General features: G+C 70.1%; 18 protein-coding genes. 6 read left to right on the forward strand and 12 right to left on the reverse strand.

The window, feature by feature from the left end:
• Positions 1-23: 23 nt before the first annotated feature.
• The 5 genes from FB391_RS13340 to FB391_RS13360 form a co-directional block, all read right to left on the reverse strand.
• Positions 24-2,417: a glycoside hydrolase family 2 TIM barrel-domain containing protein gene (locus FB391_RS13340; RefSeq protein ID WP_141895053.1), complete on the reverse strand. Its 2,394-nt coding sequence runs from the start codon at positions 2,415-2,417 to the stop codon at positions 24-26.
• Positions 2,418-2,424: 7 nt separating this feature from the next.
• The gene (locus tag FB391_RS13345) at positions 2,425-3,087 is read right to left on the reverse strand and encodes a YesL family protein (RefSeq protein ID WP_141895055.1); all 663 of its coding nucleotides are present in this window, start codon (positions 3,085-3,087) and stop codon (positions 2,425-2,427) included.
• Positions 3,088-3,164: 77 nt separating this feature from the next.
• Positions 3,165-4,727: an ABC transporter substrate-binding protein gene (locus FB391_RS13350; protein WP_141895057.1), complete on the reverse strand. Its 1,563-nt coding sequence runs from the start codon at positions 4,725-4,727 to the stop codon at positions 3,165-3,167.
• A gap of 115 nt (positions 4,728-4,842) precedes the next feature.
• Positions 4,843-5,835: a carbohydrate ABC transporter permease gene (locus tag FB391_RS13355; protein ID WP_141895059.1), complete on the reverse strand. Its 993-nt coding sequence runs from the start codon at positions 5,833-5,835 to the stop codon at positions 4,843-4,845.
• Positions 5,822-6,811 (reverse strand): ABC transporter permease, encoded by a 990-nt coding sequence (locus tag FB391_RS13360; protein WP_141895061.1) that lies wholly within the window; start codon positions 6,809-6,811, stop codon positions 5,822-5,824. The genes FB391_RS13355 and FB391_RS13360 overlap by 14 nt, the downstream gene beginning before the upstream one ends.
• 162 nt (positions 6,812-6,973) lie before the next feature.
• Here FB391_RS13360 and FB391_RS13365 point away from each other — a divergent pair, with 162 nt between their 5' ends.
• On the forward strand, positions 6,974-7,885 hold the full coding sequence (locus FB391_RS13365; protein ID WP_141895063.1) for a DUF6807 domain-containing protein: 912 nt from the start codon (positions 6,974-6,976) through the stop codon (positions 7,883-7,885).
• A gap of 143 nt (positions 7,886-8,028) precedes the next feature.
• Here the strand turns inward: FB391_RS13365 and FB391_RS13370 are convergent, their stop codons facing one another.
• The 3 genes from FB391_RS13370 to FB391_RS13380 are packed head-to-tail and all read right to left on the reverse strand — an operon-like array spanning position 8,029 to position 14,926.
• A complete protein-coding gene (locus FB391_RS13370) occupies positions 8,029-10,557 on the reverse strand; it encodes a glycoside hydrolase family 3 C-terminal domain-containing protein (RefSeq protein ID WP_141895065.1) in 2,529 nt (842 codons plus the stop codon).
• Entirely contained in the window at positions 10,554-12,878 is a 2,325-nt protein-coding gene (yicI, locus tag FB391_RS13375; protein WP_141895067.1) for an alpha-xylosidase, read from the reverse strand. The genes FB391_RS13370 and yicI overlap by 4 nt, the downstream gene beginning before the upstream one ends.
• On the reverse strand, positions 12,875-14,926 hold the full coding sequence (locus FB391_RS13380; RefSeq protein WP_141895069.1) for a beta-galactosidase: 2,052 nt from the start codon (positions 14,924-14,926) through the stop codon (positions 12,875-12,877). Before FB391_RS13380 ends, yicI begins: the two co-directional genes overlap by 4 nt.
• 118 nt (positions 14,927-15,044) lie before the next feature.
• On the opposite strand from FB391_RS13380, the gene FB391_RS13385 reads away from it, so the two are divergent.
• Genes FB391_RS13385 through FB391_RS13395 form a run of 3 tightly spaced genes read left to right on the forward strand, consistent with a single transcriptional unit; the run spans position 15,045 to position 19,151 of the window.
• On the forward strand, positions 15,045-17,555 hold the full coding sequence (locus FB391_RS13385; RefSeq protein ID WP_246093520.1) for a glycosyl hydrolase family 95 catalytic domain-containing protein: 2,511 nt from the start codon (positions 15,045-15,047) through the stop codon (positions 17,553-17,555).
• On the forward strand, positions 17,549-18,538 hold the full coding sequence (locus FB391_RS13390) for a LacI family DNA-binding transcriptional regulator (protein WP_141895073.1): 990 nt from the start codon (positions 17,549-17,551) through the stop codon (positions 18,536-18,538). Before FB391_RS13385 ends, FB391_RS13390 begins: the two co-directional genes overlap by 7 nt.
• A gap of 7 nt (positions 18,539-18,545) precedes the next feature.
• The gene (locus FB391_RS13395) at positions 18,546-19,151 is read left to right on the forward strand and encodes a DUF624 domain-containing protein (RefSeq protein ID WP_141895075.1); all 606 of its coding nucleotides are present in this window, start codon (positions 18,546-18,548) and stop codon (positions 19,149-19,151) included.
• Between the two features lie 277 nt (positions 19,152-19,428).
• Here the strand turns inward: FB391_RS13395 and FB391_RS13400 are convergent, their stop codons facing one another.
• The 3 genes from FB391_RS13400 to FB391_RS13410 are packed head-to-tail and all read right to left on the reverse strand — an operon-like array spanning position 19,429 to position 23,175.
• A complete protein-coding gene (locus FB391_RS13400; protein ID WP_141895077.1) occupies positions 19,429-21,180 on the reverse strand; it encodes a type 2 periplasmic-binding domain-containing protein in 1,752 nt (583 codons plus the stop codon).
• A 32-nt stretch (positions 21,181-21,212) separates the two neighbouring features.
• Positions 21,213-22,163, reverse strand: a complete 951-nt coding sequence (locus FB391_RS13405) for a carbohydrate ABC transporter permease (protein WP_141895078.1) — start codon at positions 22,161-22,163, stop codon at positions 21,213-21,215.
• Between the two features lie 10 nt (positions 22,164-22,173).
• Positions 22,174-23,175 (reverse strand): ABC transporter permease, encoded by a 1,002-nt coding sequence (locus FB391_RS13410; RefSeq protein ID WP_141895080.1) that lies wholly within the window; start codon positions 23,173-23,175, stop codon positions 22,174-22,176.
• 282 nt (positions 23,176-23,457) lie between these two features.
• Between FB391_RS13410 and FB391_RS13415 the strand changes: the two genes are divergently transcribed.
• Entirely contained in the window at positions 23,458-24,465 is a 1,008-nt protein-coding gene (locus FB391_RS13415) for a LacI family DNA-binding transcriptional regulator (protein ID WP_141895082.1), read from the forward strand.
• Between the two features lie 19 nt (positions 24,466-24,484).
• Here FB391_RS13415 and FB391_RS13420 read toward each other — a convergent pair whose 3' ends face one another.
• Positions 24,485-25,156 carry a rhamnogalacturonan acetylesterase gene (locus FB391_RS13420; RefSeq protein ID WP_141895084.1) on the reverse strand — a complete coding sequence of 224 codons (672 nt, stop codon included), beginning with the start codon at positions 25,154-25,156 and terminating at the stop codon, positions 24,485-24,487.
• Positions 25,157-25,205: 49 nt separating this feature from the next.
• Here FB391_RS13420 and FB391_RS13425 point away from each other — a divergent pair, with 49 nt between their 5' ends.
• Complete coding sequence (locus FB391_RS13425; protein ID WP_141895086.1) at positions 25,206-26,993, forward strand: ABC transporter ATP-binding protein; 1,788 nt, start codon at positions 25,206-25,208, stop codon at positions 26,991-26,993.
• Positions 26,994-26,999: the final 6 nt, after the last annotated feature.

Raw genomic sequence — 26,999 nt, forward strand, 5'->3', positions numbered from 1 at the left:
CACCGTCGAATCCCGCCAGTATGTCACGCGCCGTGCACCACGAGCCCGTCGGCGAGGCCCGCCGCCCGCAGCCGCACCGTGACGGTTCCGTGCGGGCGGATGTAGACGATCAGACGCCCCTCCCGCGTCGCGCGCGAGGGGGTCGAGTACGGCGTGTGATCGGCCAGATCGCCGTTCTCGACGCCGAGCAGCTCGCCGCCGTCGACGATCGCCTCGACCACGCGGTCGTCGCGCGCGATGCCGCCGGCCGCGTCCCGCAGGGTGCACTCGATCTGCAGCACGCCGTGAAGCGGGATGCCGGCGGCCGTGCACGCCGCCACGGCCTCGGCCGGCGGCGTCCACACCTCCGCCTCGATGCGGGCGGCCTCGCTGCGGGCGGCGAGCTCGTCGCGCGCGATGACCTCGCCGTCGCGCCGGGACTCCAGCACGAGCGGCTCCGCGCGCGGGCCGGTCACGGCGGTCCAGTAGCCGTGCTCGTCGTCGCGCACCAGCGGGAGCTCGTCGCCGCCGCACGACAGCGCGAGGTCGTCGCCGTTGGCGAAGACCAGGACCTCGACCGGGTGCGCGTCGGCGGCATCCCAATCGCGTCCTATCGGGTGCGACCAGAAGTCCGCACCCGCGCCCTCGGCGTGCGGTCGGGTGGCGAGATACGCGACGGGCTCGTCCGACCACCAGCTACGGCGCAGATGCCACGCGTGCTTCTCGAACCCGGCGAGGGTCAGCAGCCCGGCACCGGATCCGTGGACGGGCCAGCCGTGGGCCTCGCCCAGGTAGTCCACCCCGGTCCACAGGAACTGTCCGGCGATGAAGTCGTGGTCGGTCACGGCCTTCCACTGCGCGTACCCGTGCCCGTTCTCGCTGCCGAGGAACGGCACGGCCGGAAAGCGCTCGTGGTCGTCCTCGTACAGGTGCTCCTTGTAGTTGTAGCCGACGACGTCGAGCTCGGCGAAGAGGCCCGTGCGGCTCGACAGCTCGGGGAACGCGGCCGCGAAGGTCACCGGCCGCGACGGGTCGGTGCGGCGGGTGATGCCGGCCAGGCGCCGGGCGATCGTCGTGAGCCGGCGGACGTCGGGACGGCTCGGATCGTAGACGCGCTCGGCGGCGGGCTTGTTCGCGTCGTTGTTGCCGGTCATCTCGTCGAACAGCGGGCTCGCGTACGGATCGTTCGGGTAGTCGACCTCGTTGCCGATGCTCCACGCGATGACCGACGGGTGATGCCGGTGCGCCTCGATCATGGCGACGAGGTCGCGCTCGTGCCACTGCGGGAAGTCCTTCGCGTACCCCTCGTGCCGCGGCGGGTACACGTTGTGTCCCTGCCACCACTTGTTCTTGGGGTTCTCCCACTCGTCGAACGCCTCGTCGATGACGAACAGCCCGAGCGCGTCGCACAGCGCGTACAGTTCGGCGGCGTGCGGGTTGTGCGCCATCCGCACGGCGTTCGCGCCCATGCGCTTGAGCGACAGCAGGCGCCTCAGCCACACCGCGGTCGGCACCGCGACGCCGAGGGTTCCGGCGTCCTCGTGCAGGCACACGCCTTTGAGCACCCGCGGCTCGCCGTTGACCGAGAACCCGGAGCCGGCATCGAACGCGACGGTGCGGATGCCGGTCACGAGCTCGTACGCCGACCGGCGCTCCTCGTCGCCGGCGTGCCACACGAGGGTCGTCGTCAGCCGGTACAGGTGCGGCGCGGTGTCGGACCACAGCTCGGGGTCGGGGACGAGCGTCTCCAGCGCGACGTCGGACGCGCCCTCGGCGGGGATCACGAGGTCGGCGGAGAACTCGTGGACGCGGTCCGTGGTCAGCGAGCGGAGCTCGTGGAGGACGCGGACGGCGACGGGCTCGTCGAGGTCGGACTCGAGCGCATGGGCGACCCGGAGGGCCGCGGAGGCGGCGGGACCCACGCTCTGGGTCGTCACAGTCGTGCCGTGCTCGCGGAGCCGCACCCCCTCGTGCACGTGCAGTGCGACCGCCCGTGTGATGCCCGAGCCGTTGTACCAGCGCGCGTCCGAGATGTCGGTGTGCTCGACGCGGACGGCGATGACGAGATCGTCGTCGGGTGCGTACTCGAGCAGCTCCGTGAGATCGAACGAGAACGGGATCCACCCCGACGGACGACCGCCCAGATGGTAGCCGTTCACCCAGACGTCCGCGTTCTTGTAGACGCCCTCGAACACGATGCGCACGTGCTGGCCCGATGTCGCGGCCAGCTCGCGCAGCGACACGTGCGCGCGGTACCAGCCGATGCCTCCGGGGAGGTAGCCGGTGCCGCTGGAGGCGTGGGGGTCGAAGCCCAGCTCGACGCTCCAGTCGTGGGGCACGCGGACCGTGCGCCAGGCCGAGTCGTCGTGGCGCTTGGACCAGGCGTCGCGGTCGTCGGCGAGCGCGAAGGCCCACTGCTCTACGGCGAAGGTGCGCATACGGGGTTCAGTCCTCTTCTTCGAGGGCGGACGGGGTGGTGGGGGTCGGCGCGTACCGTTCGAAGACGCGCGAGAAGAGCAGGGCGCCGAGATACGCGATCGCGGCGAAGCCGATGAGCAGCCAGAGCAGGCCGTACCCGGTGGCCTGCGGCGAGAAGATCGTCACGACCGCGGCGAGGACGCTCAGGACGATGACGGTGAGCGGGGCGAGAGGATGCCGGAACGACATGAGCCGCGCGTTGCGCAGCACCTCCCGCGTCGAGCCCTCGAACGTGGCGAGGTACGGGAAGACGTACAGGGCCCACATCAGTGCCACGAAGACCAGCACGAACCAGACGGCCAGCAGCACGAACCGCGCGACGCCGTCCGTCACGAGCTGCGTCACCACGACGTACCACGCCGTCAGCGCGGCGCCCGCGGCCGCCACCAGCAGCCCCAGGGCCGTCGCCTGGCGGAAGTTCTGCCGGAACGAGCGGACGAAGTCTCCCGTGATGGTGCGGTCGGTGTCGCTCGCGATCCGCAGCGACACGAAGCTCAGCGCCGTGAGCGAGGCCGGCAGGGTCACCAGCGGGATCGAGGTCACCAGGAACAGCACGTTGAGGATCATCAGATCGGCGATGCGGGTGAGGAACCGCATCAGCGTCGAGTCCGGCGCGAAGATGCCAGCCATGCTGGTGCTCTCTTTCGTGGGAGGTGTGGCCGGGCGGGCCCGCGATCGACGCGGACCCGCCCGGCCGGCAGACGGGATCAGTCGACCTGGTGGTCTTCCGCCCAGGTGTCGAGGTCGGACTGGATCGAGGCGCGGGCGTCGTCGAAGCCCACGTCCTTCAGCTTCTGGCGCATCTCGGCCACCGCTGCGGCGGGGTCGTCGAACTTGCCGTACTCCAGCTGCGGGATGTACTCCGACAGCACGCCGCCGATCGCCGCGAGCGTCGGGTCGATCGCCGACTTGTCGACGATGAGCGTCGAGTACGGGTAGTCCTTGGCGACCTCATCGAGCGAGGCGTAGATCTCGTCCTTGTTCGGAGCGTCCGTGAGCTTCGTGTACTCGAACTCGTCCATGCGGCCGGCCCAGAAGTTCGAGCCGAGCGAGTCGGTCGACGAGTCGTAGCCCTCGGGGTAGGTGAGCTTGCCGTCGTCGGTCAGGACGTAGTCCGTGCCCTCGATGCCGAAGTTGAGGAGGTCGTAGTCCTCCTCGTCGTTGCGGATGAGGTCGTACACCTGGAGCGCCTTCTCGGGGTTCTTCGAGTTCGCGCTGACCGCCATGGCGCCGTGCGTCTTGATGTCCTTGAAGACGTTGCCGTTCTCCTGGCCCCAGTAGAACATCTTCGGGTCGGAGCCGGGCTGCTTCGTGGTCATGTTGTTGACGATCTGGCCGATGAAGGTCTGCGTGTGGTGCTGATCGGTGCCCGACAGCCCCGCGTAGAACTCCTCACGCGTGTCGCCGTCGTAGTTCAGCGCGTCCTCGCGCCACACCCCGAGGTCGTTCCACTCCTTCGCGAGCTCGGCGGCCTCGACCAGCTCGTCGCTGTCCATGTACCACGAGGTGACCGTGTACGGGTCGGACGCCGAGATCTGGAACGGCGCGTAGTTGCCCGCGCTGACGCCCTGCAGCGTTCCCCAGTCGGTGTTCCCCTGCAGGTAGCCGGTGAGCGCGGCCTCGCCGTTGGCGGCGCCCGCGACATCCCACGGGTACGCGTCGGGCTTGTTGGCCTTGATCCACTCGAAGTACTTCGTGAAGTCCTCGAACTTCGTGATCTCGCCGTTCGCGAAGCCCGCCTCCGTGGCCCAGTCGCCGCGGTAGAAGAAGCCGTGGTTCGTGTACTGCGTGTAGTTGTCCTCGGGGATGAACATGATCTGGTCGTCGAGCTTGGTGAGGTCCCAGTCGCCGTCCGCGTCGACCTGCGCCCACGTCTTCGGGGCGTTCTCTTTGAGCATGTCCTCGGTCAGCGGCAGGAAGGCGCCCTTGTCGGCGTTCTCCCACGCGTACAGCCAGTCCGTCGCCGTCGTGATGAGGTCGACGTTGTCGTCGCCCGACAGCAGCTGCAGGTTGTACTGCGTCTGCCAGTCGGCCCACTCGACGTAGAACAGGTCGAGCTTCGCGTTGGCCTGCTCGACGAGCTTGTCGTTCAGCTTGTCGAGCATGGCTTCGAGCCGGCCGTTGGTGGGCTTGTCGCCGAGCACCAGCATGGTGATCTCGGTCGGCTTGCCCGAGTCGTCGCTGCTGTCTGCGGTGCAGCCCGCCAAGGCGCCGACGCCCAGGCCGAGCGCCGCCGCGGCGGCGACTCCCTTGATGATTCTGTGTGACATGTGAGGCTCCTTCGGCTCTCATCTCTTGGGTGGGGACGTGCAGGGGCGTCGCCGGATGGCGGCATCCCGGATCGCGGTCCCCGCTGTCGCGGGGACCGCCGGAGTCAGCGGCGGCTCAGCCCTTCACGGCGCCGACCGTGATGCCGCTGACGAAGTAGCGCTGGACGTACGGGTAGGCGAGCAGGATCGGCCCTGTCGCGAGCACGGCGCTGGCCATCTTGAGCGTGTTGCTCGGCAGATCGGTGATGCTGACGTTGGAGCCGGCGACCGAGTTCCGCAGGGCGTTGGCCGTGTTGATGATGTTGTAGAGGTAGTACTGCAGCGGTTTGAACTCGACGGTCGACCCGAGATACAGCGACGACAGGTACCACTCGTTCCAGTAGCCGAGGGCGAGGAACAGGCCGACGGTGGCGAGCGCGGGCTTCATCATCGGAAGCGTCAGCTGCCAGAAGATGCGGAAGTCCCCGGCGCCGTCCACCTTGCCCGACTCGATGACCTCGTACGGGACGGTGCGCATGAAGTTCTTCATCAGGATGATGAGCCACGGCGTCATGAGCAGGGGCAGCCAGACCGCGAGGTAGCTGCCGCGCAGTCCCAGCGTGCGGCTCACCCACAGGAACGTGGGGGCGAGACCCGCCGAGAACAGCGTCGTGAAGTAGATGAAGAACGTGATGTGGTTGCGGAACCGGAAGTCCTGCCGGAACAGCGCGTACCCGGTCATGGCGATGATGATGAGGCCCACCGCGGTGCCCGTGACCGTCATGGTGATGGTCACGATGTACGAGCCGAGGATCTGCTGCGGCGCCGCGAAGATGTACTCGTAGGCGTCGAGCGTGAAGTCCTTGGGGAACAGCCCGAACCCGCTCTCGCGGATCGCCGACTCGCTCGAGAAGGATGCCGACAGGATGAGCACGAACGGCAGCAGGCAGAACAGCGAGAAGACCGTGATGAAGACGTACGAGATGCCGCGCAGGGCGTAGTCGCTGCGCGCGAGCTTGACCGGGCGCGCCCGGTTGGACCGCGTCCACCAGCGCTGCTTGGGCCGCTTGCCGGAAACGGTGGTGAGCGTCTCGGTCGCCGACGGCAGCAGCAGATCAGAAGAGGGCATAGTCCTTGTTCATCTTTCGGACGATCCAGTTCGCCAGGAGCACGATGGCGAAGCCGAACAGCGATTGGTACAGGCCCACGGCCGTCGAGGTCGTGAAGTTGTTCTGCGACATCACCATCCGGTAGACGGAGGTCTCGATGATGTCGGTGGTCTGGAACAGCGCCGCGTTGTTGCCGACGAGGTTCCAGAACAGCCCGAAGTTGCCGTGCATGATGCCGCCGAGCGAGAACAGCAGCAGGATGATGAACGTCGGCTTGAGGCTCGGCAGGATGACGTAGCGGATGCGCTGCCAGGCCGATGCGCCGTCGATCGCCGCCGCCTCGAAGAGCCCCTTGTCGATGCCCATGATCGCCGCGAAGTACACGATCGAGCCGTAGCCCGTGCTCTGCCACAGGAAGACCAGGATGATGATGATCGGCCAGATGCCGGCCATGCTGTAGATCTTGATCGGGTCGCCGCCGGTCTCTTTGATCAGCGTGTTGAGCGCACCGGTGTCGTAGTTCAGCAGGTTGAAGGCGATGACGCCGATGAGCACGACCGAGATGAAGTACGGCAGGAACATCACGCCCTGCGTGACCTTCTTGAAGTACTTCATCCGCACCTCGTTGAACATGATCGCGATCGCGATCTGGAAGATGTTGCCGAGCACGATGAAGGCGACGTTGTAGAGGATCGTGTTGCGCGTGAGCACCCACAGCTGCCCCGACTTCACCAGGAACTCGAAGTTCTTGAAGCCCACGAACGGGCTCCCGAAGATGCCGTCGGTGTAGTTGAAGTTCGTGAAGGCGATCCAGATGCCGGGCAGCGGCCCGTAGTTGAACGCGAGGAAGTACAGGATCGCCGGGACGCACATCAGCAGCAGCATGCGGCTGTCTCTGACGTGCTGCCAGAACGTCTTGCGCTTACGGGGCTGCGGCGCCTTCGGCGTCCGCTGCCGGGGTGGCGCCGCCTGCTGGGGCGCTTCTTTCAGAGCCATCCTCCGCCTCTCTGCGGTGACAACCGGTGTCGACGTCGACACCAAGAACAGGGATAAAACTAACCCTCGATGAAACTCCCGCCACTGTAACCTCACGCCTCTGCGACTGACAAGGACCAATTTTGGAATGCGTTTTCCGTTACGGTCGGCGACAATGGAGCCATGACCGACCTGGCGCTTCGCATCGACGACGCGGAGGCCGTCGTCACCACCGGTGGCGTGGACATCGCCCGCTACGCCTTCGACGGCGGCGGTGCCGCCTCAGAGGGGCCGAAGCCCTACCTGCACCCGCTGCGCACGCTCGGCGGCGCTCCGCTGACGGCGTACCGCCCGTGGGATCACCGCTGGCACAAGGGCCTGCAGCTCACGTGGACCCACGTGTCGGGCGAGAACTTCTGGGGCGGGCCGACGTATCGCCGCGACAGCGGGTACGTGCAGCTCGACAACGTCGGCCGCATGCGTCACGACGCGTTCACGGAGGTGGTGGATGCCGGTCCCGCGGTGTCGTTCGCCGAACAGCTGACGTGGATCACCCGGGCGGGCCGGTCGTGGGTCGCCGAGACCCGGAGCCACCGCTTCCACGGCGTGGACCCCGACCGCGGCCTGTGGATCCTCGACTTCGCCACGACCCTCCGCAACATCGCGGAGCATGACCTCGAGCTCGGCAGCCCGACGACCCAGGGCCGCCCGAACGCGGGCTACACCGGGTATGTGATCCGGATGCCGCGGGCCTGGACCGGCGGACGGGTGCTCGCCGGCGGGCTCCCCGACGACGCGGGCGCCGACGCCGTGATGGGCGTCGAGGCGCCCTGGGTGGCGTTCTCGGGCGAGCACGACGAGGTCGACGGCGGCGGCACGGTGCTCGTCTACGCCGGCGCCTCGACCGGGGGCCCCGCGATCCGCTGGTTCGTGCGCAGCGAGCCCACGCCGATCCTCGCGCCCTCGCCGTCCTTCGCCGAGCACATCGTGCTCGCACCGGGCGCCGAGCTCTCACTCACCCACCGCCACGTCTTCGGCGACCGCATCTGGACGGCGGAAGAGACGCGGATGCTGGCGGCGGAGCTCGCACCGTGAGATCGGGGTCGACGCACCGCGCTTCGTCTCGCTGGCGCTCGCTCAGCGACCGGAACACAGGTCCCGTCGGGAACCTGTGACCCGGTCGCTGAGCGAGCGAGGAACGAGCGAGACGAAGCGCAACCCCGGCGTTCCGAACGGACTCAGTCGGTGACCTCCAGCACCCCCGAGACCGGGAGGTCCCACGCCGAGGGACCCGCGGCGAGCGTGTAGGCGCCGGGCTGGACGCGCAGCGCGCCCTCATGCACCCAGTCCTCGACCGCGCCCGGCAGGCGCACGGCGTCATCCCACACGGCGAGCCGGTCGACGCCGAACGCCAGCTCGACGTCGCGGGCCTCGCCGGGCGCGAGGCGCACGCGCGCATAGGCGACGAGCAGACGGCGCGGGGTGGGCAGGTCGAGGCCGGGCGCCGGCAGCGCGTACAGCTGCACGAGCTCCTCGGCGTCGCGCTCGCCCGTGTTCGCCACGCGGACGGTGACGCGCACGGCGTCGTCGTCCTCACGCGGTCCGAACGCCGCATGCCGGTGGGTCCCGGCAGGCGCCGGCACGACGGCATCCGTCACCGTCACGGACTCGTACGACACCGACGTGTAGGTCAGGCCGTGGCCGAACGCGAACGCGGGTGCGTCGGCCTGGTGCCGGTAGGTCGCGCCCTGGCGCAGCGTGTCGTAGTCGAACAGGTCCCCCGGCTGCTGCTCGGTGGCAGGCCAGCTCTGCGACAGGCGGCCCGCCGGTTCGCGATCGCCCGAGAGGACGTCGACCAGGCCATGGCCGAGCTCCTGCCCGCCGTGGCTCGACCATACGACGGTCTCTGCCGCGTCCGCGCCGTCGAGCACGTACGGGTAGCTCGAGACGATCGTCAGCACGGTGCGCGGGTTGGCCTCGCGGGCGACGCGCCAGAGCTCCGTCCAGGCTGACGGCAGCCGCAGGTGCGGGCGGTCCTCGGTCTCGCGACCGTTCAGGTGCGGGTCGTTGCCGACCGCGACGATCACCGCGTCCGCGCGCGCGGCGGCCTCGGCCACCGCCTCGACCCCCGAGCGCACGACGCGCACGCCGAAGCGCTCGGCCGTTGCGAGCGTCACGGCCTCGGCCGCCAGCAGCCCCGAGTCGCGGAACGCGCGCACCCACCGCCCCGAGCCGAGGTGCAGCAGCGACACGGTGCCGTCGGGGTGATGGTGCAGGCGGAAGCTCTCTTGCACGACCCACTCGCCGACGCGCGTCGCGTCGGCGCGAATGGGCCAGCGGCCGCCCGTCAGCAGCAGCCCGCTGGCGTGCGAGCGGAGGGTGAGGATGCCGTCGCCCCAGTCGGTCACGTCGAACAGCGCATCCTCGCCGACGGTGGCTGCCGACGCCTCGACCGTCGATCCGTCGGCGGCGGCGGTGACGTAGCGGCCGGTGGACGTCGCCCGCAGCGCGATCGTGTCGGCGCCGCTCACGATCTCGGCCTCGCCGAACCGCTCGGCGGCCGCCGCCCCGATGCCGACGGCGTACGGCGGGGTTCCCGCGTACCAGTCGGTGAGCACGGCATCGGCGAGCGGTCCGACGACGGCCACGCGCGCGCCGGGGGTCAGCGGCAGCACGCCGGCGTCGTTCCGCAGCACGACGACCGAGCGCGCCACCGCCTCCCGCGCGAGGTCGCGCGCGCCGGGCGCGTCGATGGCGTCGGCCGTGATGCCCGCGTACGGGTCGGCCCCGCCGTCGAACTCGCCGGTCCTGATCCGCAGCTCCAGCAGCCGCAGCACGGCCTGATCGACGTCGTGCACCGTCAGCAGACCCGCGGCGAGCGCCTCGGTCACGTACCCGATCGTCGGTGCGGCGTTCGCCTCGTTGTCGGTGAACGAATCCAGCCCCGATCGCACGAGGGCCGCCGCGGCATGGACGTGGTCGGGCTGCGCGCGCTGGGTCGTGACCAGGAAGGTGGGGGCTCCGGCATCCGACACCACCGCGATGGACTCTTCGGACCACGACCGCGCCTCGGCGACGAGCTCGGGCTGCGTGTGCGCGGGCACGCCGTTGACGCGGTTGTAGGCGAGCATCATGCCGCCCGCGACGCCGGCCTCGATCGCGCCGCGGAAGGCAGGCAGCTCTTCTTCGTGCAGGGTGCGCAGCGACAGCTCGGACGACGTCACCGACCGGTCGGTCTCGTTGTTGTACGCCAGGAAGTGCTTGAGCGCGGGCACCGTGCGCCACACGCGCTCGTGGTCGCCCCGCAGCCCGCGGGAGTACGCGGTGCCGAAGACGGCGGTGACGTGCGGGTCCTCGGAGTAGCCCTCCTCGTTGCGGCCCCAGCCGGGGTGGCGCAGCGTGTTGACGACGGGCGCCCACACGTTGAGGCTCACGCGCGGGTTCTCGGCGTGCTTCGCGCGCACCTCGATGGCGGCCACCTCGCCGACACGGCGCACGAGGTCCTCGTCCCACGTGGCGGCCAGGCCCACCGGCTGCGGGAAGACCGTGGCGCGTCCGAGCCACGCGGCGCCGTGCAGCGCCTCGCATCCGGTGTGCCACTCGTCCAGCCCGAGGCGCTCGATCGCCGGGGCGACCTGATGCAGCATCGCGATGCGCTCCTCGGGCGTCAGCCGGCCGAGCAGATCGCGCGCCCGCTCGGCGAGCGGCCGGTCGACCTGCCGGAACACGGGCTGCTCCGGGGTGACGGCATCCTGGGTGTCGGTCATCGTGCCGCCTCCTCGACGTCGAGCTGGAGCGAAAGGGTGGATGCCTCGCCCCGGACGATCCGGTCGCCCACCTGCAGCGCCCACGCAGCACGTGCGTCGTCCGAGATCGCGGTGATCGTGCGGCCTTCGCGCAGCACCCGGAACGAGGTGGGCGCCGAGCCGTCGTGACCGGGAACCGTCGTGACGGCGTCGTACCCGTCGGGCAGTGCGAAGCAGCGCAGCGTGACGCCGTCCGCCCAGTCGTAGTCGGGTCGGCTGTCGTCGGCCCCGAAGGGCAGCACCGTGCCGGGGCGCACGCGCAGCGGCACGGAGTCGTAGCCGTGGGTCTCGGTGATCCAGCGGCGGCCGTCCACGACCGATCCGTCGAGGAGCGAGGTCCACTCCCCCTCCGGCACGTAGTACTCGACGGTGCCGTCCGCGGTGAACACGGGCGCCACCAGCAGGGCCTCGCCCAGCATGTACTGCGTGTCGGCGTCGAAGCCGGACCGGTCGCCCGGGAACTCCAGCACCATCGGCCGCATCATCGGCGTGCCGTCGGTGTGCGCCTGCTCGGCTGCACCGGCGAGGTACGGCATGAGGCGCATCTTGAGCTTCGTGAACTCGCGGGCGACGTCGACCGCCTCGTCGTCGAACGCCCACGGCACCCGCACCGTCGACGACCCGTGCAGGCGCGAGTGCGACGACAGCAGTCCGAAGGCGAGCCAGCGCTTGAACAGCCCGGGATCGGGCGTGCCCTCGAAGCCGCCGATGTCGTGGCTCCAGTAGCCGAAGCCCGACATCGCCAGCGACAGGCCGCCGCGCAGCGACTCGGCCATCGACAGGAAGGACGAGTCGCTGTCGCCGCCCCAGTGCACCGGGAACTGCTGCGAGCCCGCGGTCGCCGAGCGCGCGAACACGACGGCGTTGCCGACGCCCTTGTGGCGCTCCAGCGCACGGAACACGACCTCGTTGTACAGTTTCGCGTAGAAGTTGTGCATGCGATGCGGGTCCGAGCCGTCGTGCCACACGACCCCCTCGACCGGGATCCGCTCGCCGAAGTCGGTCTTGAACGTGTCCACGCCCTGATCGAGCAGCCCCTGGAGCTTGCCGACGTACCAGTCGGCGGCATCCGGATTCGTGAAGTCGACCAGGGCCATGCCGGCCTGCCACATGTCCCACTGCCACACGCCGCCGTCGGTGCGCCGGAGCAGGTAGCCCTTGTCTGCGGCTTCGCGGAACAGCGCCGAGCGCTGCGCGATGTACGGGTTGATCCACACCGACACGTGCACGTCGCGCTCGTGCATGCGGGCGATCTGCCCCACCGGATCGTGGAACGCGCGGGCGTCCCACTCGAAGTCGGTCCACTGGTACTCGCGCATCCAGAAGCAGTCGTAGTGGAAGACCGACAGCGGGATGTCGCGCTCGGCCATGCCGTCCACGAACGCGCTCACGGTGTCTTCGTCGTAGCTCGCCGTGAACGAGGTCGTCAGCCACAGCCCGAACGACCACGCCGGCACGCGCGCCGGGCGTCCGGTGAGCTCGGTGTAGCGGCGCAGCACGTCCTTGGGTTCGGGACCGTCGATGACGTAGTAGTCCAGCGACTCCCCGTCGACCGAGAACTGCACGCGCGAGTTGACCTCGCTGCCGATCTCGAACGACACATCGGCCGGGTTGTCGACGAACACGCCGTAGCCGCGGCTGGTGAGGTAGAACGGGACGTTCTTGTACGACTGCTCGCTGGACGTGCCGCCGTCCGCGTTCCACGTGTCGACGGTCTGTCCGTTCTTCACGAACGCGCCGAAGCGCTCGCCCAGGCCGTAGACCCGCTCCCCCGGCTCGATCGTCAGCTGCTGGTGCACCCACGTCGGGTCGCCGCCGCTCGGCCGGATCGCCGTGTGCGGCCGGCCGTTGCCGGTCATGTGCCCGATCGAGCGCGGCAGCGACGTCGTCAGCACGCGGTCGCCGCTCAGGAACTCGACGCGCCACGGCCCCGAGCGGGCGACGCGCACGCGCAGCGACCCCGCCTCGAGCACGCCCCACTCGTCGTCCAGCCGCACGGTGGGGACGAAGCCCTCGGCCGGCCGGACCTCGAAGTCAGGTCCCCGGTGCACCGCTCCGGAGTGGTGCTCGATGCGGACCTTGACGACGCCGGGCGCCGGCGCCGAGAACACGACCGTGAGCATCGGCCGGTTGAGCGTGTCGCCGCGCTCGCGGATCGCCGCGGTCGGCGCGTACACGCTCATGGTCCCGGCGGCCTCGTCGACGCGGATGTCGTCGACCTCGATCGCGTAGAGCGGGCTGAACGAGGGCCTGGTGAGCCAGTAGCCATCGGTGAACTTCACTGTGCGTGCCTTTCGATGAGCACCATGGCGGCGCCGGGTGCCAGGGCGACCTGGCCCTCGACGTCCGCGTCCGACAAGAGATCCCGCCGGAGGCCGGGCACTATCACGTGCCCCGTCGTCCGGCCGTGGTTGAGGAGGAAGAGGGCGTCGCCGCGCTGGACGGCCTCGACGCCGTCGGGCAGCGCGCGGTCCGGGGTCGCGCCGGTGACCCCGGCCGCGTCGAGCGCGTCGTCGAGGACGGCGGCGAGCGCCTCGTCCGACATGACGGCGCCGAGGTACCAGGCCGTGCCCGCGCCGACGCCGTGGCGCGTGATCGCGGGGGCGCCGTCGAGGTGCCCCCCGTCGAAGCGGGCCAGCACGTCGGCGCCGTCGGCGCGCAGGCGCTCCCCCAGCACACCGGCCTCCAGAGCGACGGCGGGGACGCTGGTCCACGCCGCGTCGGCGGTCACCGCCGTCGGCTCGTCGGGGAGTCCCACCCACTCCTCGCCGCTGACCCCGACGAGGTCCCGCAGCAGCACCGGCGACCGGCCCTGCAGGATCTCGGCGTTGCGGTCGGCGACGCCCGAGAACGGGCCGACGACCAGGCTCGCGCCGGCATCGACGGCCGCGGCCAGGGCGGTCGCGGCATCCTGCTCCACGATGTACGAGTGCGGCACCAGCACGACGCGGTACGCCGAGAGGTCGGCGCCCGGCCGCACCAGGTCGACCGCGATGCCCCGCCGCCACAGCGTGCGGTGCCAGCGGCGCACCTGCTCGAGCGTCTCGAGGCGGCTCGTCGGGCGGCCGGGCTCTTCGCCCGCCCACCACGATTCCCAGTCGAACAGGACGCCGACGGATGCCGTCACCCGGGCGCCCGTGACCGGCCGCAGCCGCCGCAGATCGCCCCCGAGCGCGCAGGCCGAGCGGAAGACCTCGGTGTCGGCGCCGGCGTGCGGCAGCAGCGCGGAGTGGAAGCGCTCCGCGCCGGAGCGCGCCTGCCGCCACTGGAAGAAGCAGATCGCGTCGGCCCCCCGGGCGACGGCCTGCAGCGAGTCCAGCCGGAGGCGCGCAGGCGACTTGGGCAGGTTGTGCGGGCGCCAGGAGGTGGCGCTCGGCGCCTGTTCCATGAGCACCCAGGGGCGTCCGCCCCCGAGCGACCGCATGAGGTCCTGGATCAGCGCGATGTCGCTCGACGCGGTGGGCGAGGAGTGGTCGGGGTACTGGTCGTCGGCCACGACGTCGACCTCGTCGGCCCACGACCACAGGTCGGTGAGAGGCTCGAAGCCCATGAAGTTCGTCGCCACCGGCTGCGTCGCCCCCGCGGCGCGGATGGCGTCGCGCTGCTCGGCGAACACCCGCTGCAGCGCGAAGGACGTGTACCGGCGGAAGTCGAGCGACTGGGCCGGGTTGACGAGGTAGGGCATGCGCCGAGGCGGCACGATCTCGTCGAAGTCGCGATAGCGCTGCGCCCACACGAGCGTGCCCCACGCGTCGTTGAGCGCCTCGATGGTGCCGTACTTCTCGCGCAGCCACAGCCGGAACTCGCGCTCGGCCTCCGGGCCGAAGTCGATCTGCCCGAACTCGTTCCCGACGTGCCACATGCGCACGGCGGGGTGGTCGCGGTAGCGCTCGGCGAGGTCGGTCGCGATCGCGAGCGCGTAGTCGCGATAGACGCGGGATGCCGGCGTGAACTGGTTGCGCGAGCCGGCGACGAGCCGCACCCCGTCGCGGTCGACCGGCAGGGTCTCGGGGTGGAGGACGCCCATCCAGGGCGGGGGTGAGGCGGTGGGCGTGGCGAGGTCGACGGCGACACCGTGCGCATGCAGCAGGTCGAGGACCTCGTCGAGCCACGCGAAGTCTCGCTCGCGGGGGCCCGGTTCGAGCCGGGCCCAGCTGAAGACGCCGACCGTCACCAGGTTGACGCCCGCCCTCGCCATGAGCTCCGCGTCCTCGCGCCACACCTCGGGCGACCACTGCTCGGGGTTGTAGTCCCCGCCGAAGCAGACGCCGAGCTCGGCCGTGAGCGGCGCGAGCGCGTCGGGGCGACCCGGGGTCGGAGTGCTGGCCATGGGGCGGGAACCTCTTCGCTGAGTCTCGATCGTCGACAGATTTCTGAGAGCGGTTCCGAGGAGTCCGTCGAACTTTCGAAGCGCTTCAACACGGAGACCATATACTAAGGGTGTGACGATGTCCACGCGCCGCGATGCTGCTGCCCCGCCGGCCCCCTCCGAGGCGCTCCATGCGCTTCGCGCGTCCACTCCGGCGTCGCGCTGGCTCGAGGCGTACCCGGTCGGCAACGGCATCCGCGGGGCCATGTGCGCCGGGCTGTCGGGCGGCGACCGCCTGTGGCTGAACGACATCACCGCGTGGTCCGGTCGCGCCGACGCCGACCCGCTCGAGGGCGTGGCGCTGCGCGGCTCGGGCGCCCTCGACGCCGTGCGCGAAGCCCTCGACGCCGACGATCTCGACGGCGCCGAAGCGCTTCTGCAGCGCATGCAGGCGCCGTGGGTGCAGGCCTACCTGCCGTTGGGCTGGGTGGATGTGGACGTGCGACCGGTCGTCGACAGGGCGCCCCTCGACGACCCCACGGACCGCGGGCGGGACGAGACGCCCCCACCATACGGACGCCGCCTCGACCTGCCGACCGGCATCGCGACGCACGAGTACGCCCGCGACGCAGTGGCGGTGCGCCATCGCACCTGGGCGGACCTAGTGACGGGCGCGATCATGCACGAGATCACCGCCGACGCCCCGGTGCGCGTGAGCGTCCGGGTGGGCTCGCTGCTGCGCGCGAGGTCCGCGCCGCACGGCCACGACGGCACGCTGGCGACGCAGTGGTGGCTTCCCGTGGACGTCGCCCCGGGTCATGAGCAGCCGGACGAGCCCGTCCGCTACGACGAGTCGACGGGCCGCCACGGCGCCGTCGTGGTCCGTCACTTCGGCACCTCCGAGTTCGACCGCGACACCCTCGTCGCCACGCCGGCGCGCACGCACCTGTTCGCGATCGCCACAGCCACCGCACCGTCGATCCCCGGCGACCCCGGCCCCGGCCGCGGCTCCGGCCACGGAGCGGTCGAGCGTGCGGCGGCCCTGGTGGGCGGCATCCCCTCCTCCGACGCGGACGTCCTCCGCACATCTCACGAGTCCGCGCACCGCGCCCTCTACGACCGGTGCGCGCTGGAACTGCCCGGGCTCGACGGCGACGTCGACACCGTCGAGCGCGTGCGGCGCGCGCAGGAGCACGACGACCCCTCGCTCGCGGCGCTCGCCTTCCACTACGGGCGCTACCTGCTGATCGGCTCGTCGCAGCCGGGCGGGCTGCCACTCACGCTGCAGGGGCTGTGGAACGCCCAGCTGCCCGGCCCCTGGTCCAGCGCCTACACGACCAACATCAACCTGCAGATGGCGTACTGGCCCGCCGAGACGACCGGCCTCGCCGAATGCCACGAGCCGCTGCTGCGCTTCACACGGCGGCTGGCCGAGACGACAGGCCCCGTGGTCGCGCGCGAGCTGTACGGCGCCGACGGCTGGGTGGCGCACCACAACTCCGACGCGTGGGCGTTCGCCGCGCCCGTGGGCGCGGGTCACGGCGATCCGGCCTGGGCCAACTGGGCTCTGGGCGGCGTCTGGCTCGCGCTGCACCTGTGGGATCACTACGCGTACGGGCGCGACCCGGCCTACCTGCGCGAGGACGCCTGGCCGGTGCTGGCCTCGACGGCGGCCTTCGCGCTGTCGTGGATCCAGGGCGACGACGAGCACGCGTGGACGAGTCCGTCGACGTCTCCTGAGAACCACTACCTCGACGCGGAAGGCCGCGAGCGCGGCGTCGCCGTCACGGCGACCATGGACGTCGCGCTGCTGCGCGAGCTCGCCGACGTCTGCGGCCGCGCGGCGACCGTCCTCGGCGTCGACGAGCCCTGGGTCGCCGCGCTGGCCGCCCGCACGGCGGCCCTCCCCGACCCCCGCGTCTCACCCCGCGGCGAGCTGCTCGAATGGGATCGCGAGCGCGTCGAGGCCGAGCCGCTGCACCGGCACCTGTCGCACCTCGTCGGGCTGTACCCGTACGCGCAGATCACGCCCGAGGCGACGCCCGGGCTCGCGCGCGCGGCCTCAGAGTCCATCCGGCTGCGCGGTCCCGAGTCGACCGGCTGGGCCCTCGCGTGGCGCGCGGCCATGCAGGCACGGCTCGGCGACGGCGCCGCCGTGCACGAGCACGTGCGGATGGCGCTGCGCCCCGCGGATCCTGTCCCCACGGCCCCTCCACTCGCCGCTGACGCGTCGAGCGGAGCCTCCGGCCGCGTGGGCCCAGCCGGCGGCCAGCGCGGCGGCCTGTACCCGAACCTCTTCAGCGCCCACCCGCCGTTCCAGATCGACGGCAACCTCGGGCTGACCGCGGCGATCGCGGAGGCGCTCGTGCAGTCGTTCGACGACGACCCGGCCGGAGCGGTGCGGGTGCGCGTGCTGCCGGCGCTTCCGCCGCAGTGGCCGGACGGCGCCGTGCGCGGCATCCGGATCCGTGGAGACGTGTCGGTCGACGTGGAATGGGTCGACGGCCGGCTCGTGCGCGCGTGTCTTCGGGCAGGCGCGCGAGCGGCCACAATGAATGTGTACGGGCCGGACGGTCCGATCGGCACCTGCGATCTCGCTCCCGGGACCACCCAGGTGTTCGACCTAGCAGGACGGGGAACCTCATGGTGACGATCGCGGACGTCGCGCAGGCGGCAGGGGTGTCGATCTCGACCGTGTCGTACGTCATGAGCGGCAAGCGCGCCATCTCGCAAGAGACGCGGGACCGCGTCGAGAAGGCCATCGACAGCCTCGGCTTCAGCCCGCACGCGGGCGCGCGGTCGCTGGCCTCACGGTCCACCAACGTCATCGGCCTGCAGGCGCCGCTGCGCACGGGCGTCGACGTCCACGTCGTCATGCAGATCGTCACGGGCGTCGTGACGCAGGCCCGCAAGCACGGCTACGACATCCTGCTGCTCGCCAGCGACGACTCCAAGGCGCTCCAGCGCGCCGCGAAAGGATCGATGGTCGATGCGCTCCTCGTGATGGACGTCGAGTCCGACGACCCCCGCATCGACACGCTGTCGGGCCTCGACCATCCCAGCGTGCTCATCGGCCTGCCAGAGGGCCGGCGCGCGATCCCCTGCGTCGACTTCGACTTCGAGGCCGCCGGCTGGCTGGCCGTCGACCGGCTGGTGGCGCTCGGTCACCGCCGCCTCGCCCTCATCGGCTCGCCGCTGGAGGTCATGGCCCGCCACACCTCGTACGCCGACCGGCTGGCCCGCGGGTTCCTCGCCGCGTGCGAGGCGAGCGGCGTCGTGGGCACGGTGCACGCCTGCCCCAGCACGGCCGAAGCCGTGACGACCGTCGCCGACGTCATGACCGACGACCCCACGATCACGGGGTTCTTCGTGCACAACGAGGGCGCCCTCCCCCACGTCACCGCCACCATCGCGCAGCGCGGCCGGCAGCGCGGCGACGACCTCGCCGTGCTCGCCCTGTGCCCCGAGGACGTCGCGCGCTCGGTGCCGGGACTGGCCGACAGCATCGCGGTCCCCGCCGAGGCGATCGGCGCCGCCGCCACCGACATGATCTGCGAGATCCTGACCAACGGGACCAAGCCGTCGGTGCGCCTGCTGCCGCCCGCCCTGACCGGAAGCACGGCCGCCGCGTAGCACCGTCATGCGCATCGACCCCGAAAGCCGCGCGCTCAGCGGCCTCACGACGTTCCTGACGTTCGTCGCGCTCAACCTGCTGTACCTGCTGCTGTGCGTGCCCATCGTCACGATCGGGGCCGCCACCAGCGCGCTGTACGAGGTCACGATCCGGTACTCCGACGACGAGAGCGGCCACCCGCTGACGGACTTCCTCCCGGCGTTCCGGGCGAACTTCGGCCGCGCGACCCTCGTGATGCTGTGCCTGCTCGCGCCGGCCGCCCTGCTCGGGTTCAACAGCGTGTTCTGGTTCGCGATGCCGTCGATCCTCGGCGGCGTCGCGGGCATCGTCGCCCTGCTCGGCGCGCTCTACCTCTTCGCCGCGTTCCTCTACGGCATGGCGCAGGTGGCGTACTTCCGCGCCGCGGTGCGTCAGACCCTCAAGAACTCGCTGCTGCTGCCGGCCGCCGAGCCGGTGCGCACCCTCGGGGTGCTCCTCATCCCGGTGACCCTCGTGGCCTTCACGATCCTGTTCCCGCCGTTCGGCTTCATCGTGCTCACCGTCGGGTTCTCGGTCGGCGCCTACGCCACGGCGTTCCTCTTCCGCAGCGTCTTCCGCCGTCACGAGTCCTGAGATCCCCTCGGCGTCGGTCCGGGATGCCGGCGGCCGCGCGCGGCCCGCGGTCGCGGCATCCTCTCCCCTCAGAGGACGTCCTCGGATGAGGAGCATCGCCCGAATGCTGAGCCTCGGAGCGCTCCGGCTCCGCAGCCCGGCACAGCACCTCGAATGAGGAGCCTGCGCCGACGCAGCCGCCGGCGCGCGACCGGCTGAGCGCGGTGGCATCCACTCCCGCTCACACGAACGGAGGGCTCGGGATGCCGCATCCCGAGCCCTCCGTGTCAGGCGGGTGTCAGTCGAACGCCTTGGTCACCGCGACGCGGGCGTCGTTCTGCGCCTTCGCGTTGTCCATGTCGAACTCGAGCACCTTGTCGTAGCCGAGGCCTTCCGCCGTCGAGATGAGCTCGTCGCGGAGCGACTCGAACTGGCCCTCGTTCTCGGCGAAGACCATCTGCCACGAGTACTGCTTGATGATCTCCTTGACCTGGTTGCGCAGCGCCTCGATGTCGGACGGGTCGGCCGGAGCCGCGTAGCTGGCACCCGGCGCGACGAGCAGCTCGTCGTTCGTGGTCAGGTACTCCATCGTCGAGGTCGCACCGCCCATCTTGGCCGACCAGTCCTCGGTCAGCGGGTTGGCGATCTTCGCCTGGTACGTCGGCCAGAACGTGTAGCTGTACGGGTAGCCGGTCTCGGGGTCCTCCTGCTTCGGCAGCACCGCGCTGAGGTTGAGCGCAGAGACGCCGTCCTCGTACTTGCCGCCGCCCCACTCCTCGGGCACGGTCGCACCGCCGCCGAGGAACTGCTGGTAGCCGAACTCGGTCAGCTCGGGCTCACCGGCGTCGTTGACGTCCCACGTGAGGCCCTTCGGGCCGGCCGTGCCGCCGGTCTGCGCGCTGCTGGCGTAGGCGCCCTCGGACGAGTACAGCCAGTCGACGAACGCGGCGATGCGCTCGGGGTCCTCGGCCTTCGAGCCGATCGCGAAGACCTGCTTTCCGCCGTACGCCTCGGCACCGTACGAGAAGATGTCCTGGTCGCCCAGCGGCACCATCTCGAAGCCCTTGCCGGCCTGCATGTTGGGGTCGGTGTTGTACGCCGACTGCCCCAGCCACGGCCACCACGAGAACAGCACCTGACCGGCCTGCATCTTCGAGAACAGCGTGTCGTAGTTCTGGGTGGTCGACTCGGGGTCGACGAGGCCCAGCTGGTTGGCGTCGAAGTACAGCTTCAGGTTGCGCATGTACTCGCCGTCGGGGTCGAGGATGCTCTGATAGTCGGAGCCGTCCGCCTTGGCCAGCACGAAGCCGAGCTCGTCGTAGCCGTAGTAGGTCGCCGGCTGCTTCGCCGTGACCATCATGTTGCCGTCCCAGTCCTTGAACAGCGAGAAGCCGTACGTCGGCTGCCCGTTGTCGGCGGCCGGGTGCGCGGTCTGCATCTGCTTCAGGATCGGGAGGAGGTCCTCGAGCGTGCCGACCTCGGGGTAGCCGAGCTCCTTGTAGTAGTCCCACCGCATGTACGCGCCGAACGTGGGGTCCAGTCCCTCCGACGGCTCGGAGGGCTTGATCGTCGACAGCGTCGAGGGGAAGCCGTAGATGCCGTCCTTGCCGTCGTTGAGGTGCTGCACGGCGGTGTCGTAGGTGTCGAGGTTCTTCATCGCGGGGTAGTAGTTCGACGCGTCGGCGACGAGGCCGCCCTCGATGAGCTCGTCGAGCTTCTGGCCCTTGTCGGTGATGATGAGGTCGCCGAGGTCGCCGGCCGAGACGCGCGTGTTGTAGAGCGTGTCGCCGCCGCCCGCCACGTTCGGGGCGATGATGTTCAGCTTCATGTTGAACTTGTCTTTGACGATCTTGGCGAACCAGCCCTGCTGCACGCCCATGTAGTTCGCCAGGCCGTCGAACACGTCGATCGTGATCTCCTTGTCCCACTTGTCGGGGAACTCGTCGATCGCGCCCTGGGCGGCGTTTCCGCCGCCCGCGCTGCACGACGCGAGCGACCCCGCGGCGAGGAGCGCCACGAGCGCCAGGGACACCTTCTTTCGCAGCTTCATTGCTTTCCTTTCTCGGTGGTGCGTGGTCGCTGTCAACCCTTGACGGCGCCCAGCATGATGCCCTTCACGAAGAAGCGCTGGAACAGGGGGTAGATGAAGATGATGGGCAGCACGACCAGCACCGACACGGTCATGCGTATCGACGTCGGCGTCTGCGTGGTCGCCACGCTCGCGATCTGACCGAGGTTGCCCCCGGCGTTCTGCGCGGCCTGCGCGAGGCTCGACGCCTGGTTGATGAACATGTAGAGCAGGTACTGCAGCGTGTACAGGCTCTGGTCGGTGATGTAGATCAGCGTGTCCTGGAAGCTGTTCCACTGCGTCACGGCGCTGAAGATCGCGATGGTCGCGAGGATCGGCGTCATGTTGGGCAGGTACACCTTGAAGAACACCTGCAGGATGTTGGCGCCGTCCATCTCGGCCGCTTCCTGCAGCTCCTTCGGCATCGACTCGACGTACGTCTTCGCGAGGATGACGTTGAAGGGCTGCACCACGAACGGCAGCACGTACACCCAGAAGTTGTTCGTGAGCCCGAGCGTCTTCATCACGATGAACACCGGGATCAGGCCCGCGCTGAAGTACATCGTGATGATGAGGAAGCGGTACCAGAACCTGCGCCCCCACATCCGCGTCTGCGTGAACATGAAGCCGAGGAACCCGGATGCCAGCACCGTCAGGGTCGTGCCGAGCACGGTGCGGCCGACGCTGACCACGGTCGCCATCGGTAGTCCGGGCAGGGCGAACACCTGCGAGTAGTTCGACAGGTGGAACCCGATCGGCCACAGCCGCACGTCGCCGAGCGCCGAGACGTCGTTGGCGCTGACCGAGTTGATGATCAGGTAGTAGAAGGGGTAGGCGCAGATCACCGCGAAGACGGCGAACAGCAGGTAGTTCGCGCCGCGGAACACGTGGTCGCCCGCGGAGGCGCGGTAGCGGGCCGAGGTGTCGCCGCGCTTGACGGTCGTGAGGGTCTTCGTCATCGTCATGGCGGGCTCCTCAGACGATCGATTCGCCGCGGACGCGCTTGGAGACCGCGTTGACGGTGAGCAGGAGGGCGACCGAGATGATGCTCTTGAGCATGCCGATCGCGGTGGCCATCGACAGGCTGTTGCCGGTCATGCCGATGTTGTAGACGTACAGGTCGAGCACCTGGATCCACTGTTTGTTGAAGGCGTTCTGGAACACGTAGTACTGCTCCATGCCGTTGTTGAGGATGTTGGCGATCGACAGCAGGAGGAGCACGAGGTACGTGGGCATCAGCTGCGGCAGGGTGATGTGCCGCATGAGCTGGAATCGGCCCGCGCCGTCGATGCGGGCGGACTCGTAGAGCGACTGGTCGATGCCCGCGATCGCGGCGAGGTAGATGATCGCGCCCCAGCCGAGGCCCTTCCAGATGCTCCAGAGCGTCATGGTGATCCACACGTTCTGGTCGGTGTCGAGGAACTTCACCGGCGTCGTGATGAGGCCGGAGTCCATGAGGACGTCGTTGACGAGTCCCGAGCTGGAGAACAGCGAGAACGCGATCATGTAGACGAGCACCCACGAGATGAAGTTCGGGAGCGACGTGAGGGTCTGCACCGAGTTGCGGAACCACGGCGCCTTGATCTCGTTGAGGAAGATCGCGAAGAAGAGCGGGAGGATCGACGTCGCGATGCCGAGGAAGCTGATCGCGAGGGTGTTCAGCAGCACCTGCCCGATCTGCGCCATCTGCGTCGGCGAGCTCACCAGCATCTGGAACCACTGCAGGCCGACGAACTCACTGCCCTCGAGACCGAGGGCGGGCTTGTAGTCGTACAGGGAGTACACCCAGCCGTACAGCGGCAGGTACGAGAACAGGAACGCGAGGACGAGGAACGGGAGGATCCAGAGGAACAGCGTGAAGGAGGTCCGGCTGCCGGCCGGGCGCAGGCGCCGGCCGCGCCGCCTGCGCGAGTTCTTCTCGAGCCCCCGGACCGTCGCCGCCTGGATGACGGTCTGGGCCTGCGCCTGCGTGGTCATCGGACCGCGCCCTCGGCTGCGGCGCCCCGGAGGGACGCCGCCGGGTGAGCATGACGTCGTTCCATGTCACTCCTTCGTGTACGTGGGTGCCGCTCGCATCGGTGCCTGCAGAGGCTGAGCGGATTCCGAGTTTCAAGTCGAACCGCTTCGATGTCGAACCGCTTCGATTGAAGATTAGGCGCGACCGTGGATTTCGTCAAATGCTTTCTCGTAACGCCGCGATAACGATGGGAGCGCTCTCCGCCAGCCCGGAGCGGAACGGAAAGCGCATACCATGTCGTCATGAAGCGCATCGGCATCCGAGACGTCGCCGAGCGCGCCGGGGTGTCGATCAGCACCGTCTCGAACGCGCTCAACCGGCCGTATCTCGTCAGCGACCGGCTGGTCGTCCGCGTGCGCTCGGCGGCCGACCAGCTCGGCTACGTGCCCCTCCAGGCGGCGCAGCAGCTGCGGGCCGGCAGGTCGGGGCTGCTGGGCATGACCGTCATCAACATCGCCAACCCGTTCTTCGCCGACATGGTCGCCGGCGCCGAGGACGCCGCGTCGGGGGCCGGCCTGCGGATCCTGGTCGGAAACTCCAGCGACGACATCGCCAAGGAGCGCGATCACCTCGAGCTCTTCGAGCGCGTGCAGGTCGAAGGCGCGCTGGTGAGCCCGTTCGGCCCCCTCGAACCCTGGCTGCAGCGACTGCGAGGGCGCGGCATCCCGGTGGTCCTCGTCGACGCCGTCGATGACGGCGGGGAGCTGCCGTCGGTGTCGTTCGACGACGTGGCCGGGGGCCGCCTCGCCGCCGAGCACCTGCTCGCCGCCGGGCGCCGCCGCCTGGCGTTCGTGGGCGCGCGCGAAGAGGTGCGGCAGGTTCGCGAGCGGCTGCACGGTGCACAGCTGGCCGTCGCCGCACACCCCGGCGCGACGCTCGAGCCCATCTGGACCCACCGCACGACCTCCGAGCTCGGCCTCGCGTTCGGCGCGCAGCTGGCGGCCCGCTCGCCCGCCGGCCGTCCCGATGGCGTCATCGCATCGAACGACCATCTCGCGATCGGCCTCGTCCACGGCCTCATCTCGCGCGGCGTGCGCGTGCCCGAGGACGTCGCGGTCGTCGGCTACGACGACATCGAGTTCGCCGCGATCGCCGGCGTGCCGCTGACGTCGGTGCGCCAGCCTGCCCGCGAGATGGGCCGCACCGCCGCCGAGATCCTGCTCGCGCGCATCGCGGGGACGGCGGGGCCCGACCTCGGCAACGTGGTCTACCAGCCCGAGCTGGTGGTCCGCGCCTCGACCGGCGGCTGACCTCGCGACGGGCATCCGCTCAGCTGACCAGCTGCGAGCCCCGGGCGGGCTGGTCGCCGTCGCGCCGCTCGATCGCGCGCAGCGACCGCCCGGCGAACGCCGCGATGCGGCGCGCTCCCTCTTCGCGGAAGTGCGTGTCGTCGGCGAGCCCGTCGGGCCAGACCGGATGCTCGCCGGGAGGGAAGTGCGACAGCAGAGACCGGGATGCCTCGTCCCCGAGGTCCTCGTAGAGCCACGTCGTGAACACCGTGAGGTCGATGAGCGGCGCGTCCAGCTCGTGCGCCAGGTCGCGGACCGCGTTGGGGTAGTCGCCGTGAGTGGGCGTGATCCGCTCGCCGTCGAACCACCGGCGCTCGACCGACGTGCACAGCACGACGGACGCGCCGCGGTCCGCGGCATCCCGCACCATCCCGCGGAGGCGGTCGGTGTACCCGCCGCGCGCGTCGAGCTCGGGGAGCTTCTGGTCGTTGTGGCCGAACTGGATGACGACGGTGTCGCCGGGCTCCACGCCATCGAGCAGGCGTGCCCATGAGCCGTCGGCGAGGAAGGACTCGGTCGTCGCCCCGCCGTAGGCGAGATTGCGCACCCGGGCCTCGACGACGGGCTCGAGGTAGGAGCCCCACCCGGTCATGGGGAGCTCTTCGGGCTTGGCGGGCGCGACCGTCGAGTCGCCGGCGAGGTGATACATCATCGTGGGGCCTTTCCGCGCCGCGAGGCAGCTACGTCGATACCATTGCATCATGTCGCAGAAAGCGTTTACCGGCGCCATCCGCGTCATCGGGATCGCCCAGAGCCCCCGCCCCGGCCGCTCGGTGCTGAAGCTGCTCGCCCGGCGCCCGGGCCGCATGATCCTCGCCGTGCTCGCGTTCGCGTGCAAAGAGATCCCGCTGTGGTTCCTGCCGGTCGTGACCGCGAAGATCATCGACCTCGTCGCCACCGGCGGCGAGGTGTCGACCGTGCTCATCTGGTTCGGTGTCGCGGCCGTGCTGCTGGTCCAGAACTACCCGATGCACATGGTGTACATCCGCAACTTCATGCGGGTCGTGCGCGACACCGGGGCCGACCTGCGCAACGCGCTCGCGGCGCGGCTGCAGAGCCTGTCGATCGGCTACCACACGCGTGTCAGCTCCTCGATCGTGCAGACGAAGGTGGTGCGCGACGTCGAGAACGTCGAGCTCATGCTGCAGCAGGTGACCCACCCGCTGCTGTCGTCGACCATGGTGCTCGTCGGCGCCATCGTGATGACGGCGATCGCGGTGCCGCAGTTCCTGCCGGTGTACGCGCTGGCGGTGCCGGTCGCGCTCATCCTGCGCAGCAGCCTCAGCCGTCGCTCGCGAGCCCGCAACGAGGTCTTCCGGCGCGAGGTCGAGGGGTTCGCCGCCCGCGTGGGCGAGATGGCGTCGCTCATCCCGGTGACCCGCGCCCACGGGCTGGAGAGCACCGCGGTGTCGCGTGTGCAGGCGGGCGCCGATGGTGTACGCCGCGCGGGCTACGAGCTCGACCTGCTCAACGGGCACGTCGCCTCGATCTCGTGGGTCGCGATGCAGCTGCTGGGACTCGGCTGCCTCGTGCTGGCCGCGGTCTTCGCGCTCACCGGCATCCTCCCGATCACTCCGGGCGAGGTGGTGCTGCTGTCCTCGTATTTCACGCTGCTCACACAGGGCCTCACCCAGCTGCTCATGCTGATCCCCGTGGGCGCGCGCGGCCTGGAGTCGATGCGCTCCATCTCGGAGGTGCTGCAGGAGCCCGACCTCGAGCAGAACGAGGGCAAGCGGTCGGTGGGCCACGTCGGCGGTCATGTCGAGCTGCAGCACGTGACGCACCGCTACGCCGGCGCCGACCGGGATGCCGTGCACGACGTGTCGCTCGACATCGAGCCGGGCGAGACGGTGGCCTTCGTCGGGTCGTCCGGCTCGGGCAAGTCGACGATGCTCAACCTCGTGCTGGGGTTCGTGCGGCCGACGGCGGGCCGCATCGTGCTGGACGGGCAGGACATGCAGGACCTGGACCTGCGCACCGTTCGCAGGTCGGTGTCGGTGGTGCCGCAGGAGTCGGTGCTGTTCGAGGGCACGATCCGCGAGAACATCGCGTACGGCCTCGACGACGTATCGGACGAGCGCCTGCGCGACGCGCTGCGCGACGCGAACGCGGCGGAGTTCGTCGACACGCTCCCGGACGGCTGGGACACCGTGGTCGGCGAGCGCGGCGCACGCCTGTCGGGCGGCCAGCGCCAGCGCCTCGCGATCGCGCGGGCGCTCGTGCGCGACCCGCGCATCCTGCTGCTCGACGAGGCGACCTCGGCCCTGGACCCCGAGTCCGAGGAGCTCGTGAAAGAAGCGCTGAACCGCCTCATGAAGGGCCGCACGACCCTCGTCGTGGCACACCGCCTGTCGACGATCCGCCAGGCCGATCGCATCGTCGTCCTGGAGCACGGCGAGGTCGTCGAGATCGGCGCCCACGACGCCCTCCTCGCTGCGGCGGGCCGCTACGCCCACCTCCACGCGACGCAGGCCGGGCTGCCCCACTGACCGCGG

It is taken from the genome of Microbacterium kyungheense, assembly GCF_006783905.1.
Lineage (GTDB): Bacteria > Actinomycetota > Actinomycetes > Actinomycetales > Microbacteriaceae > Microbacterium > Microbacterium kyungheense.

Excerpts from the sequence above, each read along its gene's own strand:
- FB391_RS13340 (WP_141895053.1), bottom strand. The coding sequence starts at position 2,417 with ATGCGCACCTTCGCCGTAGAGCAGTGGGCCTTCGCGCTCGCCGACGAC.
- FB391_RS13345 (WP_141895055.1), bottom strand. The coding sequence starts at position 3,087 with ATGGCTGGCATCTTCGCGCCGGACTCGACGCTGATGCGGTTCCTCACC.
- FB391_RS13350 (WP_141895057.1), bottom strand. The coding sequence starts at position 4,727 with ATGTCACACAGAATCATCAAGGGAGTCGCCGCCGCGGCGGCGCTCGGC.
- FB391_RS13355 (WP_141895059.1), bottom strand. The coding sequence starts at position 5,835 with ATGCCCTCTTCTGATCTGCTGCTGCCGTCGGCGACCGAGACGCTCACC.
- FB391_RS13360 (WP_141895061.1), bottom strand. The coding sequence starts at position 6,811 with ATGGCTCTGAAAGAAGCGCCCCAGCAGGCGGCGCCACCCCGGCAGCGG.
- FB391_RS13365 (WP_141895063.1), top strand. The coding sequence starts at position 6,974 with ATGACCGACCTGGCGCTTCGCATCGACGACGCGGAGGCCGTCGTCACC.
- FB391_RS13370 (WP_141895065.1), bottom strand. The coding sequence starts at position 10,557 with ATGACCGACACCCAGGATGCCGTCACCCCGGAGCAGCCCGTGTTCCGG.
- FB391_RS13380 (WP_141895069.1), bottom strand. The coding sequence starts at position 14,926 with ATGGCCAGCACTCCGACCCCGGGTCGCCCCGACGCGCTCGCGCCGCTC.
- FB391_RS13385 (WP_246093520.1), top strand. The coding sequence starts at position 15,045 with ATGTCCACGCGCCGCGATGCTGCTGCCCCGCCGGCCCCCTCCGAGGCG.
- FB391_RS13390 (WP_141895073.1), top strand. The coding sequence starts at position 17,549 with ATGGTGACGATCGCGGACGTCGCGCAGGCGGCAGGGGTGTCGATCTCG.
- FB391_RS13395 (WP_141895075.1), top strand. The coding sequence starts at position 18,546 with ATGCGCATCGACCCCGAAAGCCGCGCGCTCAGCGGCCTCACGACGTTC.
- FB391_RS13400 (WP_141895077.1), bottom strand. The coding sequence starts at position 21,180 with ATGAAGCTGCGAAAGAAGGTGTCCCTGGCGCTCGTGGCGCTCCTCGCC.
- FB391_RS13405 (WP_141895078.1), bottom strand. The coding sequence starts at position 22,163 with ATGACGATGACGAAGACCCTCACGACCGTCAAGCGCGGCGACACCTCG.
- FB391_RS13410 (WP_141895080.1), bottom strand. The coding sequence starts at position 23,175 with ATGACCACGCAGGCGCAGGCCCAGACCGTCATCCAGGCGGCGACGGTC.
- FB391_RS13415 (WP_141895082.1), top strand. The coding sequence starts at position 23,458 with ATGAAGCGCATCGGCATCCGAGACGTCGCCGAGCGCGCCGGGGTGTCG.
- FB391_RS13420 (WP_141895084.1), bottom strand. The coding sequence starts at position 25,156 with ATGATGTATCACCTCGCCGGCGACTCGACGGTCGCGCCCGCCAAGCCC.
- FB391_RS13425 (WP_141895086.1), top strand. The coding sequence starts at position 25,206 with ATGTCGCAGAAAGCGTTTACCGGCGCCATCCGCGTCATCGGGATCGCC.